The following is a 16,217-nucleotide window of genomic DNA, read 5'->3' as shown; positions in this document are numbered from 1 at the left end:
GGCATCTAACCACTACCGCCTGCGCGGCCTGCGGACGCCAGTGGAGGCTTCCCCTTACCCCGGTGTCCGACTTTTCATCTCCGAACACCAGTGCGAGAGTGCAGGGCGTGACCTCCAACGACTTCAGCACGGCGCATCCCGCGTCGCGCCCTGAGCTGGAGTCGTCGTCCGCGGCCACCGTATCCGCTGGTCCCAGCCTCGGGCCAACGCCGGCCGACCTGCTGCGCCGGCTCCGGGCCCGGGGTGCCGCCGACCCGGTTACCCACGTCGAACGGGTGCCGGCCCGCCCCGGGGTGCCCGCGCCGTGGCCGTCGTGGGCCCCGCCGGAGCTGCGCGCCGCGTTCGCCCGCCGCGGCGTGGTCGCGCCCTGGCAGCACCAGGCCCAGGCGGCCACCCTGGCGTACGAGGGTGAGCACGTCGTGGTCGCCACCGGCACCGCGTCCGGCAAGTCACTGGCGTACCAACTGCCGGCGCTGGCCACCCTGCTCGCCGACCCCCGGGCCACCGTGCTCTACCTCGCGCCGACCAAGGCGCTCGCCGCCGACCAGCTGCGGGCCGTCGCCGCGCTGGAACTGGAGGGGGTACGCCCAGCCTGCTACGACGGGGACACTCCGCGCGCCGAGCGGGAGTGGATCCGCCGGCACTCCCGGTTCGTGCTGACCAATCCCGACATGCTGCACCACGGCGTCCTGCCCGGGCACGCCCAGTGGTCCGGTTTCCTGCGCCGGCTCGCGTACGTGGTGATCGACGAGTGCCACACCTACCGGGGGGTGTTCGGCTCGCACGTGGCGCACGTGCTGCGTCGGCTGCGGCGGCAGTGCGCCCGGTTCGGGTCCACCCCGGTCTTCGTCCTCGCCTCGGCGACCTCCGGTGACCCGTCGACAGCGGCTGGACGGCTGACCGGCCTGCCGGTGACGGCGGTCACCGAGGACGCGTCGCCGCGCGGCGGCGTGACCTTCGCGCTCTGGGAGCCGCCGCTGCTGCCACCCGACTCGGGCCCCTCCACCCCCGTGCCACCGCAGTCGACCGGCGACCACGACGACCTTCAACAGGTCCGCCGGTCGGCGCTGCGCGAGACCGCGGACCTGCTCGCCGACACGGTCGCCGAGGGGGTACGCACACTCGCGTTCGTCCGTTCCCGCAAGGGCGCCGAGGTGGTGGCGGCCAACGCGCGCCGGGCGCTGGACGACGCGGTCCCGGGGCTCGGCGACCGGGTGGCCGCCTACCGGGGCGGTTACCTGCGCGAGGAGCGGCGCGAACTGGAACGGGCGCTGCTGCACGGCGACCTGCTCGGCCTGGCCTCCACCAACGCGCTGGAGCTGGGCGTGGACCTGATCGGGCTGGACGCGGTGCTGATCTGCGGCTACCCGGGCACCCGGGCGTCACTGTGGCAGCAGGCGGGCCGGGCCGGGCGTTCCGGCCAGGAGGCCCTCGCCGTGCTGGTGGCCCGGGACGACCCACTGGACACCTACCTGGTGCACCACCCGGAGGCGATCTTCGGCGCGCCGGTGGAGGCGACGGTGCTCGACCCGGCCAACCCGTACGTGCTGGCACCGCAGCTCGCCTGCGCCGCGTTCGAGGCCCCGCTCACCCCGGCTGACCTGGCGCTCTTCGGTGACGGGGCGAAGGAGGCCGTCGACCAACTGGTGGCCGCCGGGGCGCTGCGGCAGCGGCCCACCGGCTGGTACTGGCGGCACCGGGAGCGGCCCGAGGTGGACCTGCGCGGGGAGGGCGGCGCCCCGGTCTGCGTGGTGGAGTCGTCGACCGGCCGGCTGCTCGGCACCGTCGACGGTGGCTCCTCGCACTTCCTGCTGCACTCCGGCGCGGTCTATCTGCACCAGGGCGTCTCGTACGTGGTCGACGATCTCGACCTCGTGGACGGGTGCGCGCTGGTGCACGCCGAGGAGCCGGACTGGTCCACCCACGCCCGCGACGTCACCGACCTGTCCGTGGTGTCGGTGCGCTCCTACGTGGACGCCGGGCCGGTCGGCATGTTCCTCGGCGAGGTGGACGTGACCAGTCAGGTCGTGTCGTACCAGCGGCGGCGGATCGCCACCGGCGAGGTGATCGACACCCGGCCACTGGACCTGCCCGCCCGGGAGCTGCGCACGGTGGCGGTCTGGTTCACCCTGTCGCCGCAGTCGTTGACTCTTGCCGGGGTCCAGCCAGCCGACGTGCCCGGTGCGCTGCACGCCGCCGAACACGCCGCGATCGGCCTGCTGCCGCTGATGGCCACCTGCGACCGGTGGGACATCGGTGGGCTCTCCACCGCCGTGCACCCGGACACCGAGGCGCCGACCGTCTTCGTCTACGACGGGCACCCGGGTGGCGCCGGGTTCGCCGAGCGGGCGTACGGAACAGCGTCGGCGTGGCTGCGGGCCACCCGGGACGCGATCGCGGAGTGCGGCTGCGAGAGCGGCTGCCCGTCCTGCGTGCAGTCGCCGAAGTGCGGCAACGGCAACAACCCGCTTTCCAAGCCGGACGCCATCCGGGTGCTCGACGTGGTGTTGGCGAACCTGCCCGAGTGAGCAGGTTGCATGAATCGACTCGGCGCGGGGCACAATGTGTGGGAGCGCTTCCATCGATGCCTTTGTTGCTGATCGCCCCCCGTGCCCGAGGAGAAGCCGTGGCCGACACCATCGCTGAGACCGTCGACCTGCTCTACACCATCGACCAGGACAAACTCACTCTCGACCAGCAGATCGCGCTCGGAACCGCGCTGGCCGCCCTCGCTCAGGCGGAACGGCTGGAGCAGATCAACGAACGGCTGCGCGTGATCCACCAGGTGCTCAACACCTGGGCGCTGCGCGCCGCGACCACCGCCGACGGCCGCTGATCCTCCATTCCCGGTCGGCACGGGCACCGGGATGCGGGGCGGTCGCCTGGCCGCCCCGCATCCTGTGATCATCGATGGCGGGGAACGCGACGGTTGTCGGGCTGTGCGAGACTCCGGCGCACGAACCCCCTGAGGAGATCAGATGCAGCTTGACAACTTGCAAGGTCAGCACCAGTTCCACATCCGGCAGCGACTGCGCATGATGGTCAACCAGTACGAGGTCCGGGCCGTCTCCCCGGACGGCACCGAAGGCGAGCTCTTGGCGTTCGCGCAGCAGAAGCGGCTCGCCTTCAAGGAGCAGGTGACGATCTACACGGACGACTCGAAGCAGCAGCCCCTGCTCGGCTTCAAGGCCCGCCAGCGCATCGACCTCGGCGCGACGTACGACGTGACCGACGCGGCCGGCAACCCGATCGGCCTGTTCCGCAAGGACTTCGCCCAGTCGCTGCTGCGCTCCACCTGGCACGTCGAGCAGAACGGCCTGCCGCAGGTGACGGGCCAGGAGCGCAGCATGCCGGTGGCGCTGCTGCGCCGGTTCGTCGACTCGCTGTCCTGGTTGCCGTACCACTTCGACTTCACCGCGGGCGGCCAGCCGGTCTTCACCGTGGTCAAGAAGTGGGGCCTCCGCGACAAGTACATCGTCGAGGTGCAGCACCCGCAGATCGACCGTCGCCTGGTCATCGCGATGGCCGTCGCCCTCGACGCGCTCCAGGCCCGCTGACCCACCCGGCCCGCCTGGCCACCCGTTCCTCGGCCGCTGGCCGGGACGCGGCTCTCAGCCCTGATCCCGGCCAGCAGGTCGTCGGCAGATGCGGCGCGGCTCGCCGGCTCCTGCCGGCGCGCTCGGCCCATCTGCCGCTCGGCGTGCTGGCCCGCTCGGGCCGCCCGCTCGGGAGCCGTGGGCCCGTCCCGCCGACGGTCTCCATGCCCGCTCGAAATCCCGGCGGGGAACCCGAGCAGTCTGGGTCCCTTTGGAGCTGATGTCGCGAACGCATCGCGCCTGATGTCGTAAACGGTTCAGCTCCACAGCGCTTGTCGACGCGCTGCCCAGCCCATCTCGTCAGCTGCGCACCGGGCCGGCGCGGGCCGTCGAGGTGGCGACCCGGGTCAGGCCGGGAAGTGGCGTGAACGTCACCTCGACGGTCACCAGCACGTCCGGTCCGTCGAGGTGACAGCCGACCAGCCGAGCAGCGTTGCGCCTGACGATGTCGGCGGCGGATGCGCAGGCCACCGCGTCGCCGTCGAGCGCCTGGGCAGCTCCGGCCAGCGCGCCCAGATCGGCCGCCACCATCGCCCGCTGACCGGCCATGCCGGCGGCGGCGATGGCGGCACCGAACATCCCGAACAGCACGAAGACCAGCCCGATCGCCAGCAGCAGGACGGTTGCACCACCCCGCTGCGCGTCCGACGGCCCGTCATCGGGTCGCGCAGCGTCCGGTCCGTGGCCGAGACGGTTTTGCCAACCCATCACCAATCCCCCTCGGCAGCCCCTGGTTCCACGGCTGCGACTGCGGTCGCGACCACGGTGACCCGTGGTAGCCGGCCGCCCAACGTTCGGACGGGCGCACGTACCGTCGCCTGCACCCGGTTGCCGTCGACGGACACCGTCACCGACGCCCCCGGCGGTGCCGCACGCCCGGCCGCCGCGCTGCCGTCCCCGCCTCGGGCGGCGGCCAGCGCCGCCTCCCGGGCCGCGTGCAGGCAGCCGGCCTGTGCGGTGACGGCGTTGACTGCGGTCAGGCCAGCCAGCAGGAGCAGGAGCAGCGCCGGCAGGCCGGCCGCCAGTTCGGCGGTGAACGACCCACGGTCCCCACCAGCGGCGCGTTCGACGAAGCGGGCTCTCCGCTCGCCGCCACCTACCAGCCCGGGGATGCCCGACCTTGGACCGCGACCGGCCTGCCGGCGCCCGGTCACTTCAGCGCCCGGTCGATGACGGCGGTCAACGCCGACTGGACGTTGCCGGAGGTCAGCACCTTCAACAGGATCCCGGCGAAGGCGACCGCCGCAAGCGTGCCGACGGCGTACTCGGCCGTGTTCATCCCGGCGTCGCCGCGCAGGCGGGCGATCAGTTTGCGCATGACTGTTCCCTTTCTCGATGGGGTCAGAGCACGTCGCCGAGAACGGCGACGATCACCGGCACCAGGCCGGCGAGAATGAACGCCGGCAGGAAGCAGAGCCCCAGCGGCAGGACGATGAGCACGCCGGCCCGGCGTGCCGACGCCTCGGCGGCGGTGGCACGGTCGGCGCGCAGGTCGTCGGCGAGCCGGGTCAACGCACCGGCCAGGGCGGCACCACTGTTGGCTGAGCGCAAGGCCGCCGCGGTCAGCCGCTCCGCGCTAGGGATCCCGTCCAACGCCGACCACGCCTCCGGCGGGCCACCGCCGAGCAGCAGCGTGCGGCCGACCCGGGCCAACCGGCCGGCGAGCGGTCCGTCGAGCGCCTCGGCGACGGCCAGCACCGAGCGATCCACCGGGGCCCCCGCCCGCATCGCCGCAGCCAGCAGATCAGCGGCGAGCGGCAGGTCGGCGGCCTCCTGGACCCGCCGCTTGCGCTCCGCCGGCGGCTCGATCCGACGTAGGAGGAAGTCCAGCAGGAATGCGGTCGGGACCGCACCGAGCAGCCCGAACCACCCTCCGACGACCACGGCTACGGCGAGCCCGGACAGAGCCGCGGCGAGCCGGATGGCGTCCGGTCGTCGGCCGCTGACCGAGTCGCGTCGAGTCGCCGGGACCCGGGACGTCATCCGGCCCGTCCCGGTGCCGCGCCGAGCCGTTCCGCCCAGAGGAGGCCCACGACCTGCAGGGCGACCGCGAGAACGGCACAGGCTCCACCGACCCTGCTGTGCAGGAGCACTGCCACCGGGTCGACGCCTATCCCGTACCCGAGGGCGATCCCGCCGACCGGCAGCGCCGCCAGCAACCAGGCCGTGGCCCGGGCACCGGCCGCCTGTGCCGCTGCGGCGGCCAGACCTCGGTCGGTCGCCCGAGCGTCGGCCTCGATCCGCTCGACGAGTTCGGCGAGCGGCGCGCCGGTCCGGTCCGCCAGTCGCACCGCCGCTGAGGTCAGCTGGCGCAGCCGGTCCGACTGCCCGGGACCACCGGCGGCGGACTCAAGCGTGTGCGGGACGGGCAGGCCGGCCCGGAGGTCCGCCGCGAGGCCACAGAGTTGGTCCAGCCCACGTCGTCGGACGTGCTCGGTGCGCTGGTTCGTCCGCCACCGCAACACACCGCGTACGGCCAGCGTGCCGTAACTGGCCAGCGCGACAGCGGCCACCGGACCGCCGACCATCGCACCGACGCCGCCTCCCAGGAGGCTGACCAGCGGTAACACGCGTGCCCTCGATCGCACGGCAGGCGCCGCCGCGACAGCACTCGGCCCAACGGCTGCCATGTCGGCCAGGTCGGCGGCCGTCATCTCCGCCGGGTCGCCATGGTCACGGCGGTCGACGTCGCCGCGCCCCTCGGCGCCGAACACGGCACCTCGACTGTCCGCCTCCACGTTGGTGCGATCAGCGGTCGGCGCAGCGCCTGGGACGTCGACCCCGCGGTCGGCTGCCACGCCTACGCCGTCGATCGCAATCGCGGCCACCGACGTGCCGCCCCCACGTCCCGCGTCGGTGGTCGTGACCTCCGGCCCGGCGGTGCCGGCCGGACGCCGAGGATCCCGACGGATCGGCGGACGCGTCGGCCCCGCCGGACCCTTCGACCCCACCGACCCACCCGGCGCCCCGGGCCAGCTCGGTCTCCCGGTGATGTCCCGGGCTGGCCAGCCGAGCGCCGTCCGTCTCGTGCTCGAACCCACGCCGGGTTGCGGCTGGTACGCCATGCCGACCGGACGACCCGAGGTCAGCGAGTCGCCGGCCCCGTCGACCGGCCCGTCCAACGTGCGACCGAGTTCCCGGATCCACTCCACCAGTGCGTCGTCCGGATCGGGACCGGCGCTCCCACGTCCCGGCGTCAACACGCGACGTCGGCGGGACCGGATGGTCTGCACAGGCCACGCCACCAGGGCAGCGGCGACCAGGAGCAGCGCCGCCACCAGCAGCGCCCCGCCGGTCATGCCGGACCTGCCGATCCGGGCCACGGCTCGCTCAGGATCGGCGGCACCGTCACCCCGCGCGTCCGCAGCAGCGCTCCGAGTGCACGGGCGGCCAGCCCGAGCCCGCCGCCGCGCACCCAGGCAGGCACAACGGTCACCAACCGATCCGGCCCCTCGGGCAGCAGCAGGCAGACCGACTCGAGGACGCGCCCCTGGTCGCCGCGTCGCACCTGGAACAGCACCTGCAACGCGGCGGCGACCTGGGCGTGCAGCGCGGCGCGGGGTAGCCCTCCCAGCATGCCCAGCGCCTCAAGTCGGGCCGGCACGTCGGACGGGGTGTTGGCGTGCAGCGTGCCAGCGCCTCCGTCGTGGCCGGTGTTGAGCGCGGCCAGCAGGTCGACCACCTCACCGCCCCGGCACTCCCCGACCACCAGCCGGTCCGGGCGCATCCGCAGCGCCTGCCGGACCAGGTCTCCGAGGCTGACGACCCCCGATCCCTCCACATTGGCAGTACGCGCCTGAAGCCCCACCACGTGCGGATGCCCCGGACGCAACTCGGCGGCGTCCTCCACGAGCACGATCCGCTCGGTGGCCGGCACCATCCCCAGCAACGTGTTGAGCAGGGTGGTCTTGCCTGACCCGGTTCCGCCGGTCACCAGGTACGCCAGCCTGGCCGCGACGACGGCGGAGAGCAGCGGTGCCACCGGTCGCGGCACGGTGCCCTGGCGCACCAGCTCATCGAGCGTGAACGGCCGGTGCCGGAAGGTGCGCAGGGACAGGTACGGGCCCTCGGTCGCCACTGGTGGCAGCACGGCGTGCAGTCGAGTGCCGTCGGGGAGCCGGGCGTCCGCGTACGGAGACCCGTCGTCGAGCCGGCGGCCGGCGCTGGAGATCATTCGCTGCGCCAACCGGCGGACATCCTCCAGCGAGCCCACCGGGACCGCGACCTGTTGCAGCCCCGAGCCACGGTCGACCCACACTCGGGTCCCGTTGACCAGGACGTCGGTCACCTCGGGGTCGGCGAGCAGCGGGGCCAGCGGCCCCGCGCCGACGAGGTCGTCGTGCACCCGGTCGGCGATCCGCAGCACGGCGGTGTCGCCGAGCACCGCGGCGGTGGGTTCGGCCCGTACCGCGGAGACGATCGCCGCCGGTGTGACCGGGGTGGTGGCGGAGGCGATGCGCTGCCGCACCCGGGCGGCAATGCCGCTGTCCTCCGGCCGGCCGGTCATGCCGCACCCGTGGCCGGCGCACCGGTGAGGTCGGCGACGATCCGTTGGCAGAGCGCGGCCAACGGGCCCTTGCCCGCGGCGGCTGGCGCCTCGCCCCGTTCCAGCCCACGGCAGAGCCCCGGCTCGGGGCGCAGCGTGCCAGCCAGTGGGAGGCCAAGAGCCCGTGCCACCTCGGTCGCACGCAGCCGGCCCGGGGCGGGACCGCGCACCACCACCGAGAGCGCGGCGCAGTGCGGGGCCGCGGCGGCAACGACACGAGCGGCCGCAGCGGTGGCGCGCAGCTCGGCCGGGACGACGACGAACGCCTGGTCGGCCGACTGCAACGCCACCACGGCCGCGTCGTCCAACTGTCGGGGCAGGTCGACCACCACGAAGTCCCGCCCACGACGGGCGGCATCCACGGTTGCCGCCATCGCCGCCACTGGCAGCGGCAGCATCTCGCCGCGGTCCCAGGAGAGCACCACCAGGTCACCTCGGCTGGGCAGAGCCTGCACGAGCGCCGGGGCATCGACCCGCCCATCGGCACCGGTGAGGGACGGCCACCGCAGCCCTTCCAACTGCTCCCAGCCCAGCACGAGGTCGAGGCCACCACCGAGCGGATCGGCGTCGACCAGCAGGGTGCGCAGCCGGGCCCGGGCTGCGGTCACGGCGAGACCACCGGCCAGCACGCTCGCGCCGGCACCGCCCCGACCACCGAAGACCGCGACGATTCGAGCGCCGACGCCGTCCGGACGGCCGGGACATTGCTCGGCGAACCGATCCACCAGCCACGGCTCCGCGGTGGGCAGCACGGCGACGTGTTCCGCCCCGATCAGCTCAGCGATCCGCCAGCCCGGATCGAGCTGACCGGCCCGGCCGACAAGCACCAGCCGGGGCCGCTGCGGCAACCGGGCGCGCAGACACGACTGCGCCTGATCGGCGCCGAGCAACACCAGCGGCGCGGGAAGCCAACGGGTACGGGCGGCCGCCGGATCGCGGGCGAGGTCCACCTCCGTCCCGCCTGCGGCGGCGAGCCGGAGCACATCATCGAGCAGATCGTCATCGCCGGTGACGACCAGCGGAAGCCGACGGATCGGCGGAACGGAGGTACGGGGTGGCATCGCGGCCTCCAGCGGTCGGGCTCTGGTATGCCGCCGACCCTGCTCGAAAACCGCTCCGCGAGCCGCCCTGACCGCGTCGCCTGTGGACAACTTCGTGGGCTGTGGACAACGCCCGCCGAGGCAGTTGATCTGCTACGGGCGCGGGCAACTCCGCAGCTCCTGCCGCTGTGGGAAAAACAGCGGGGCCGCCCCCCGGAGGGAGCGGCCCCGCAAATGGGTGGTCAGCCGGGCTGATTTGTCCAGGCCGCATCGAGGATCACCTTGTACGAGCTGATCCGCACCGGCGACAGCGTCAACCGCTCATGGGCGAGCAGTTCGCCCGTCTTCGGATCGAAGACCAGGAGAGATTGCCCCTCGTTCTCGCGGTCGTCGAAGGTGACGGCGACCCCGTTCCGGCCGGCGCGGTCCGTGACCTGCCCCCGCCAGCGGAAGCCGGGCACGTCGGCGAGGACCCGCAGGATCGCCGCTCGGGTCGCACGCGGTACGACGTACCGCCCGTAGAGCGTGCCGACCTCCTTGCTCGCCGCCCCCGGGCCGTACTCGACCTTCAGCAGTTCCCGCAGCTCGGACGGGACGGCCGACGGGGCCCTGAGCTCCCTGGGCGGCAGCGGAATGACGCTCGCTGCGGGGGTGCCGGTGGCTGCTGGTCGGGCAACGTTCTCGCGCTGCCAGTAGTCCCGGGACTCCTGGTCGGGGTACTGCGGCTCAAGTTCGGTGCTGACCTGGTTACCGGTCCCGTCGGCGGCCTGCCAGACCTTTGTCTCGCGAGCGAAGGCCACGTGGTGGCGGCCGTCGGCAGACGTCATCACCGGATCGCCCCACAGCTTCGTGTGGTGATACATGTAGCGACCGCTCTGGTGGTCGTACGCCGCGTCTTTGATCTTGTTGGCCAGCATGCGCAGCTGCGGGCCGGCCGGCGGCGGATCCGCGTCGAACTGGTACGCGACCGGCACGAGCACCGACCCCGCTGCCGCCGGCGGCTCGCCGGGAGCGTCCGATGCAGGCTCGTCGAACGGCTGGAGGACCGCCACGGCACCGGCCGCGACCGCCAACGTCCCGGCCGTCAGGACCAGCCGGCGCGTCGGGCGTACGCGACGGCGCCCGGCGACCGTCTCGGTGGCGTCGGCTCGGTCGATCAGTTCGCGCGCCAAGACCAGCGGCGGCTCGATGGTGGCGTTCCGGGCTGGGTCGACCGGGCCGAGGAGAGTACGGGTTCGCTCTGCTCCGAACATCACAGATCCTCTCGAATGGTCACCAACATCGGGCGGTGCGGGGACCGAGCGGGCCGGTCCGACATCGCTTCGGCGAGACGGCGGCGGGCACGATGCAGGCGCACCGCCGCGGTCGCCCGGGTACAGCCGAGAACCTGGGCCGCCTCGGACACCGTCAACTCCTCCCAGCCGATCAGCCGGAGGATTTCCTGATCGAGTTCGCTGAGGACGGCCAGGGCGGCCCGGACGTCGGCGACCCCGACGGTCGTGTCGGCGCCTGACGAGCCGGGCACCCGCGCCAGGTCAACATCCGTGATCGGCAGGACATCGGGGGTGCCACGCCGCGACCGCCACTGGTTCGCCAGCAGGCGCCGCGCCACCCCGTACAGCCAGGGCAGGCTGCGGTCCGGCACCTCGCCGCGACGCCGCCAGGCGACGACGAAGACCTCCTGTGCGAGCTCAGCGGCCGCGTCGCCGTCCGCGAGTCGGCGTAGGCCGTACCTCACGATGTGCGCGTACTCGGCGGCGTAGAGGCTGGTGAACCAGCCCTCGTCCTGCCTCTTCGGTGGACCCACCCGAACCCCCATTGCCTCGGCGACTCTCACTCTGCTTTATGTCGCTGAAGACCCGAGGATTACCGCTCTGCCGGTGGCCGACCTTGCGCTCCGCCGGGCGGGAAGCGGGTCGAGCAGCGCGTCGTCAGCAGCCGCGCTGACACGCCCAACAGGCTCTCTCATCAGAAACCACCTGACCAGCCACAACGCCGGCGAGACAATCACGGCGACCGCAACGGCCAGCAATTTCAGGAAGATCACAGAAAATCCCAAGCTTTGACGCTGGCGAATTCGATACTTGCGCTCTCAACTTTCCCGGTGGTAACTTTCATCGACCGATTCCTCTGGGAAAGAGAGAACTGTGCGACTGAAAACCCTCGCCCTCGCCCTGTCCACCGCAGGCCTGCTGGCTGCCATCCCCGCCGCGCCGGCCTCAGCCGACGGGCCGTGGCCGGACGAGGAGCCGTGGCCGCCCGGCAACTGTCAGCAGGGCACTTTCTGCGCCTGGCCGAACTGGGCTCCCGTGAATTCCGGCCCCACGGAGACCCCGTCCCTGGTGACCACCGGCCCGTGGACCGGCAGCGCCCCGACGAAAACCTTCTACAACTACACGACCGCGAACGTCGAATTGGAATACCACCACGCATGGCAGGACGACTCGACGGTCATCACGCACTGCGCCACCCCGCGCGGCAACATCTTCTACCTTCAGGTAATCGTGACCAAGGTAAATTGGCACGGTTCCTGCTAGCGCTTCGCAATGAGGAAACCGCGCCGCCGTTCATGGTCGCGGATGCGGTGCAGCTTGCCGGCGGTCAGGTTCAGAGCGGCGAACCCGTGCCGCACACCCGGGTCACGGGCGTAGGCGGCCCGTAGTCACACCGACCGGCCGACACGCCCGCCCCGGTCGAAGTTGCAGGTTCAGCGGCCCTGATTCATTCCGCGCCGGGCGATGAGCAGATCCAGTCTCGGGTCTGCTCATCGTTCCGTCTCGGCGCGCAGGTTAGCGACACCTGGACGACCACGCCGCCCACAGCCCGCTGGCTCGGCGGCCTTTCTGCTGCTTTCCAACCGCACAAAACGCCGTCCGCAAACGGCCTGGCCGGCCAGCGGACGGCCTGCGACCAGCGGTGGAGCGTTTCCAGCAGAAAGGGACGACCCCCGTCGGGGGGAGACGGGGGTCGTCGAAAGGTTCGGCTCCGGGGGGGTCGAGCCGAACCACTCAGCGGTCACGGGGGGTGCAACCGCTGAGGGTCTTGTCTGTTTTCGGAGATGTGAAAACTCGTCGTACGGACAAGTCTGCCTGAGCGGGCCCGTCACGTCGAGTGGTGCCGTCTCCACTCACTGCGAAAATCTCTTCGCAGAGTGTGAGCACGGTCACGCGGAGCGGAGGTGGTGGTGCCTGCCCGCAGGTCTGAGGGGTGGCCTGACCCCGGGCACCCGCCGACGATAGACCATCCGGCTAGACTTTCGCGCCGTGGGCCGAAGTGCCGCTTTCTTCGATCTGGACAAGACCGTCATCGCCAAGTCGAGCGCCCTGGCGTTCGGTCGCCCGTTCTACCGGGACGGGCTGATCACTCGACGTGACGTGGTCAAGTCGGCGTACGCGCAGCTGATGTTCCGGCTGGGCGGCACCGACGAGCAGACCATGGCCCGAACACGGGACTACCTGGCCGCGCTCTGCAAGGGCTGGCAGGTGGAGCAGGTCCGCCAGATCGTCGCGGAGACGCTGCACGAGCTGATCAACCCTTACGTGTACGCCGAAGCCGCCGTCCTGATCGCGGAGCACCAGGCGGCCGGGCGGGACGTGGTCCTGGTGTCGGCGTCGGGCGAGGAGATGGTCCGGCCGATCGGCGAACTGCTCGGGGTGACCGACGTGATCGCCACTCGAATGACGGTGCGCGACGGCCGGTACAGCGGCGAGGTCGAGTTCTACGCGGCCGGCCCGAGCAAGGTCGAGGCGGTCAACGAGTTGGCCGCCGCCCGCGACTACGACCTGGCCGACTCCTACGCCTACTCCGACTCGTACAGCGATCGCCCGCTGCTGGAGTGCGTCGGCCACCCGAGCGTGGTCAACCCGGACCGGCAGCTGCGCAAGCTGGCCTCGGAGAACGCGTGGCCGGTGCTGGAGTTCCGGCACCCGATCCCGCTGGGCCGTCGCCTGCGGGAGCGGCCCGCCGTCCCGGTGGCCGCGGCGGCGCTCGGCGTTGGGGTCGGTGTGGCCATCGGGATCGCCTGGTACGGCCGGCACCGTCGCACCCGCACCGCCGCCACCACCGCCTGAGCCTGACCAGGCCGGCAGGGCGCATCAACCAGTACCCGCCCGTCGGGGCGACGATGAAGGCCGTCCAAAACCACACCACCAGCGCTCTCGCTCCTGCCTGAGCGCCGGATTGAGCGGTCGCTCAAATAGCCGTACCCTCCGTTTAAGCGACCGCTCAACACGGGGAGTTTCGGATGGATCATGACGATGAGTCGGCACCGCAGCGGACGAGTGCACACTGGACCCTGGCCGGCCTGATCGCGGTCTTCGGACTGGTCCTCTTCGTCGGGGTGGTTCGCGAGGGCAACGCCGACAGCGCCGTGCTCTTCGTGGCGCTCCCGGTACTCCTGGCGGCAGGGCTCGCGCTCACCCCCCGCCGGACGGCCCACGGCCAGGTCTTCGCGGCCACCACGGTGGCCCTGCTGCTCGCGGCGGTGGCACTGCACGAGGGCGCGGTCTGCGTCATCCTGGCCGCCCCACTGGTCTACGGGGTGGCACACGGCGCCACCGCGCTGATCCGCGCCCTGCGGGAGGCCAACCGGCCGTACGCGATCATCGCCGTTCCGCTGCTGCTCCTGCCCGGCCTGGAGGGCAGCGGCATCGCTCCCCGGGTCGACCCGGAGCAGACGGTCGAGGTGGCCCGGGTCGTCGGGCTCCCCGTCGACCGGGTCGCCGACCGGCTCGCCACCGGCCCCCGCCCGACCGCCGTCCGGTCCGCGCCGCTGCGACTCCTGGGCGTGCCCACGCCCGGCCAGGTCAGTGGCGACGGGCTCGATGTCGGCGACCGGTGGATGTTCGGCTACCACGGCAGCGCGCACGGCCCGGGCGGCCACCTGCTCGCCGAGGTGGAGACCGTCGCGCCGGGGCGGGTGGGCTTCCGTTTCGTCGAGGACAGCTCCATCACCGCACGATGGTTCACCTGGCAGCACGCGGAGCTGACCTGGCGGGCGATCGACCCAGGGCACACCGAGGTCCAGGTCCGGGTCGACTACACGCGGGGACTGGACCCCTCCTGGTACTTCGGCCCGGTGCAGCAGGTGCTGCTCGGTGCCGGCATGCGGCACCTGCTCGACATGTTGGCGCTGCGGTGACGGTCGCCCGCTGGTTGAGCCTGGCACTGCCGCTCCTCGCCGTGCTCGCCGTCGGCGCGCGGGAGCGGGACCGGGCCGTCCGGGCTGCGGCGCTGCTGGCGTTCCTGACCGCCGGGATCGGCATCGCCGCGCTGCACGAGGGCGCCGGCCTGGCCGACTGGTACGCCTTCGCGCCGGTCGACGGGTCGTACCGGGGGATGCCGGTGGACCTGTGGATCGGCTGGGCCGCCCTCTGGGGTCCGCTGCCGGTGCTGCTGCGCCGGGTGCTGCCGCTGCCGGTCGCGCTGGGTCTGCTGCTCTGGGTCGACGCGGTGGCCATGCCGGCGCTGCACCCGCTGGTCAGCCTCGGCCCACACTGGCTGGTCGGGGAGGTGGTCGGGCTGCTCGCGGTGGCCCTGCCCGCCCAACTGCTCGGTCGGTTCTGCGCCGACGGCCGGCACCTGGGTGCGCGTACGTTCCTGCAGGTGGGCGTCTTCAGCGCCCTGCTGCTCTGGTTCGTCCCCACGCTGGCCTTCGAGTTCGGCGACGGGTCGTGGGCGGCACTGACCGAGTTGGACCGCGCCAGGATGCTGGTCGTCGCGCAGTTCGCCCTGCTGGCGGCCACGCCGGCGCTGGCTGCCGTCGCGGAGTTCGCCGCGCGGGGCGGCGGTACCCCGTACCCGTGGGACCCGCCGCGTCGTCTGGTCACCACCGGCCCGTACGCCTACCTGGCCAACCCGATGCAGGTCTCCGCCGTGGTGTTGCTGCTGTTCACCGCGGCGGTCACCCGGAGCGTGGCCCTGGTCCTCGCCGCAGCGTCGGCGTGCGCGTTCGGAGCAGCCGTGGCCGGGCCGCACGAGCAGCACGACCTACGGGTGCGCTACGGCGTCTCCTGGCGGTCCTACCGGCGGCAGGTGCGCGACTGGTGGCCTCGGTGGCGGCCGTACTCCTCCGGGCCGCCTGCGGTGCTCTGGCTGGACGACGACTGCGGGCCCTGCGCGGCCACCTGGCGGATGTTGGCCCGGCGACATCCGGTGGGGCTGCGGATCCGGCCCGCCCGGCAACACGAGCACGTGCTGTGGCGGGCGGAGTACGTGGGCGGCGACGGTCACACGGACCGGGGGGTGGCCGCCGTCGCCCGCGGACTCGAACATGTCCACCTCGGCTGGGCGTTGGTCGGCTGGACCCTGCGACTGCCCGGGGCCACCTGGCTCGCCCAACTGGTCACCGATGCGATGATCGCAGCGCCGCACCCGGCCCGCCCGGAAGGAGAGCCATGTCCGACACCAAGCAGCGTCTCCTCGACGGCACCATCGCCGCCATCCGCGAGCACGGCATCGCCGGCGTCTCCGCCCGCACCATCGGTGCCGCCGCCGGAGTGAACCAGGCACTCGTCTTCTACCACTTCGGCACTGTCGACGACCTGCTCTCGGCGGCCTGCCGGGCCAGCACGGCCGAGCGGGTCGAGCGCTGGTCGACGCGGCTGGCCTCGGCCGGGTCGCTGCGCGAACTGCTCGCCGTCGGGCGGGCGCTGCACGAGGAGGAACGCCAGCTCGGCAATGTCACCTTCCTGGCCCAGATGTTGGCGGGGGCGCAGGCGGACCAACGGATGGCGGCCCCTACCGCCGGGGCGCTTCAACTGTGGGTGGACGAGATCGAGGCGGTGCTGCGGAGGCTGCTCGCCGGGTCCCCGTTCGCCGAGGTGGCCGACGTGCCCGGCCTGGCCCGCGCGGTCTCTGCCGCGTTCATCGGGCTGGAACTCTACGACGGGGTTGACCCGGCGGGCGCCGACCAGGCGATGGCAGCGCTCGACCAGCTCGCGCTCCTCATGGAGATCGTCGACGACCTCGGGCCGATCGCCCGCCGGGCGCTCCAGGCCAAGGTCAACCGGGCGACCCGACGGGACTGATCGCGGC

General features: G+C 72.6%; 16 protein-coding genes and 1 pseudogene. 8 read left to right on the top strand and 9 right to left on the bottom strand.

All coding sequences use genetic code 11. The annotated features are described in order from the left end of the window. The first annotated feature begins 155 nt into the window (after positions 1 to 155). The 3 genes from HNR22_RS21235 to HNR22_RS21225 all read left to right on the top strand — a co-directional run bounded on the left by HNR22_RS21235 (position 156) and on the right by HNR22_RS21225 (position 3,557). Positions 156 to 2,528: a DEAD/DEAH box helicase gene (locus HNR22_RS21235; RefSeq protein ID WP_179783658.1), complete on the top strand. Its 2,373-nt coding sequence runs from the start codon at positions 156 to 158 to the stop codon at positions 2,526 to 2,528. Between the two features lie 98 nt (positions 2,529 to 2,626). Then, positions 2,627 to 2,836 carry a hypothetical protein gene (locus HNR22_RS21230; protein WP_088951168.1) on the top strand — a complete coding sequence of 70 codons (210 nt, stop codon included), beginning with the start codon at positions 2,627 to 2,629 and terminating at the stop codon, positions 2,834 to 2,836. A gap of 142 nt (positions 2,837 to 2,978) precedes the next feature. Further along, complete coding sequence (locus HNR22_RS21225) at positions 2,979 to 3,557, top strand: LURP-one-related family protein (protein WP_088951167.1); 579 nt, start codon at positions 2,979 to 2,981, stop codon at positions 3,555 to 3,557. Between the two features lie 339 nt (positions 3,558 to 3,896). Here HNR22_RS21225 and HNR22_RS21220 read toward each other — a convergent pair whose 3' ends face one another. The 9 genes and pseudogenes from HNR22_RS21220 to HNR22_RS21180 form a co-directional block, all read right to left on the bottom strand. Next, complete coding sequence (locus HNR22_RS21220) at positions 3,897 to 4,304, bottom strand: Rv3654c family TadE-like protein (RefSeq protein ID WP_179781806.1); 408 nt, start codon at positions 4,302 to 4,304, stop codon at positions 3,897 to 3,899. Further along, entirely contained in the window at positions 4,304 to 4,699 is a 396-nt protein-coding gene (locus HNR22_RS21215; protein ID WP_179783657.1) for a TadE family type IV pilus minor pilin, read from the bottom strand. Before HNR22_RS21215 ends, HNR22_RS21220 begins: the two co-directional genes overlap by 1 nt. Positions 4,700 to 4,746: 47 nt before the next feature. Then, the gene (locus tag HNR22_RS21210) at positions 4,747 to 4,914 is read right to left on the bottom strand and encodes a DUF4244 domain-containing protein (protein WP_081883916.1); all 168 of its coding nucleotides are present in this window, start codon (positions 4,912 to 4,914) and stop codon (positions 4,747 to 4,749) included. Positions 4,915 to 4,937: 23 nt separating this feature from the next. Beyond that, complete coding sequence (locus HNR22_RS21205; protein ID WP_179781805.1) at positions 4,938 to 5,579, bottom strand: type II secretion system F family protein; 642 nt, start codon at positions 5,577 to 5,579, stop codon at positions 4,938 to 4,940. Continuing rightward, positions 5,576 to 6,268: pseudogene (locus tag HNR22_RS32055) on the bottom strand (type II secretion system F family protein); the annotation flags it as partial. The pseudogene HNR22_RS32055 and the gene HNR22_RS21205, both read right to left, overlap by 4 nt. A gap of 623 nt (positions 6,269 to 6,891) precedes the next feature. Next, a complete protein-coding gene (locus tag HNR22_RS21195) occupies positions 6,892 to 8,103 on the bottom strand; it encodes a TadA family conjugal transfer-associated ATPase (protein ID WP_179781804.1) in 1,212 nt (403 codons plus the stop codon). Continuing rightward, complete coding sequence (gene ssd, locus HNR22_RS21190) at positions 8,100 to 9,203, bottom strand: septum site-determining protein Ssd (RefSeq protein WP_179781803.1); 1,104 nt, start codon at positions 9,201 to 9,203, stop codon at positions 8,100 to 8,102. The genes HNR22_RS21195 and ssd overlap by 4 nt, the downstream gene beginning before the upstream one ends. A gap of 221 nt (positions 9,204 to 9,424) precedes the next feature. Next, positions 9,425 to 10,435, bottom strand: coding sequence for a CU044_5270 family protein (locus HNR22_RS21185; protein ID WP_179781802.1), 1,011 nt, complete (start codon positions 10,433 to 10,435; stop codon positions 9,425 to 9,427). After that, positions 10,435 to 10,989, bottom strand: a complete 555-nt coding sequence (locus tag HNR22_RS21180) for an RNA polymerase sigma factor (protein ID WP_343059901.1) — start codon at positions 10,987 to 10,989, stop codon at positions 10,435 to 10,437. The genes HNR22_RS21185 and HNR22_RS21180 overlap by 1 nt, the downstream gene beginning before the upstream one ends. Before the next feature lie 340 nt (positions 10,990 to 11,329). Between HNR22_RS21180 and HNR22_RS21175 the strand changes: the two genes are divergently transcribed. The 5 genes from HNR22_RS21175 (at position 11,330) to HNR22_RS21155 (ending at position 16,210) form a co-directional block, all read left to right on the top strand. After that, positions 11,330 to 11,719, top strand: a complete 390-nt coding sequence (locus tag HNR22_RS21175; RefSeq protein WP_179781800.1) for a hypothetical protein — start codon at positions 11,330 to 11,332, stop codon at positions 11,717 to 11,719. 726 nt (positions 11,720 to 12,445) lie between these two features. Continuing rightward, a complete protein-coding gene (locus tag HNR22_RS21170; RefSeq protein WP_179781799.1) occupies positions 12,446 to 13,252 on the top strand; it encodes an HAD-IB family hydrolase in 807 nt (268 codons plus the stop codon). 173 nt (positions 13,253 to 13,425) lie between these two features. After that, the gene (locus HNR22_RS21165) at positions 13,426 to 14,322 is read left to right on the top strand and encodes a hypothetical protein (RefSeq protein WP_179781798.1); all 897 of its coding nucleotides are present in this window, start codon (positions 13,426 to 13,428) and stop codon (positions 14,320 to 14,322) included. Continuing rightward, the gene (locus HNR22_RS21160) at positions 14,319 to 15,683 is read left to right on the top strand and encodes a methyltransferase (protein ID WP_179781797.1); all 1,365 of its coding nucleotides are present in this window, start codon (positions 14,319 to 14,321) and stop codon (positions 15,681 to 15,683) included. The genes HNR22_RS21165 and HNR22_RS21160 overlap by 4 nt, the downstream gene beginning before the upstream one ends. Continuing rightward, positions 15,578 to 16,210, top strand: coding sequence for a TetR/AcrR family transcriptional regulator (locus HNR22_RS21155; RefSeq protein ID WP_179781796.1), 633 nt, complete (start codon positions 15,578 to 15,580; stop codon positions 16,208 to 16,210). Before HNR22_RS21160 ends, HNR22_RS21155 begins: the two co-directional genes overlap by 106 nt. Positions 16,211 to 16,217: the final 7 nt, after the last annotated feature.

Origin of the sequence: Micromonospora jinlongensis (genome assembly GCF_013410645.1) — a bacterium.
GTDB lineage: Bacteria > Actinomycetota > Actinomycetes > Mycobacteriales > Micromonosporaceae > Micromonospora > Micromonospora zamorensis.
Note: the sequence above shows the minus strand (reverse complement) of the source record. Positions and strands in the feature narration are given on the sequence as shown.

Excerpts from the sequence above, each read along its gene's own strand:
- ssd (WP_179781803.1), bottom strand. The coding sequence starts at position 9,203 with ATGCCACCCCGTACCTCCGTTCCGCCGATCCGTCGGCTTCCGCTGGTC.
- HNR22_RS21185 (WP_179781802.1), bottom strand. The coding sequence starts at position 10,435 with ATGTTCGGAGCAGAGCGAACCCGTACTCTCCTCGGCCCGGTCGACCCA.
- HNR22_RS21155 (WP_179781796.1), top strand. The coding sequence starts at position 15,578 with ATGTCCGACACCAAGCAGCGTCTCCTCGACGGCACCATCGCCGCCATC.
- HNR22_RS21205 (WP_179781805.1), bottom strand. The coding sequence starts at position 5,579 with ATGACGTCCCGGGTCCCGGCGACTCGACGCGACTCGGTCAGCGGCCGA.
- HNR22_RS21220 (WP_179781806.1), bottom strand. The coding sequence starts at position 4,304 with ATGGGTTGGCAAAACCGTCTCGGCCACGGACCGGACGCTGCGCGACCC.
- HNR22_RS21165 (WP_179781798.1), top strand. The coding sequence starts at position 13,426 with ATGGATCATGACGATGAGTCGGCACCGCAGCGGACGAGTGCACACTGG.
- HNR22_RS21195 (WP_179781804.1), bottom strand. The coding sequence starts at position 8,103 with ATGACCGGCCGGCCGGAGGACAGCGGCATTGCCGCCCGGGTGCGGCAG.
- HNR22_RS21210 (WP_081883916.1), bottom strand. The coding sequence starts at position 4,914 with ATGCGCAAACTGATCGCCCGCCTGCGCGGCGACGCCGGGATGAACACG.
- HNR22_RS21225 (WP_088951167.1), top strand. The coding sequence starts at position 2,979 with ATGCAGCTTGACAACTTGCAAGGTCAGCACCAGTTCCACATCCGGCAG.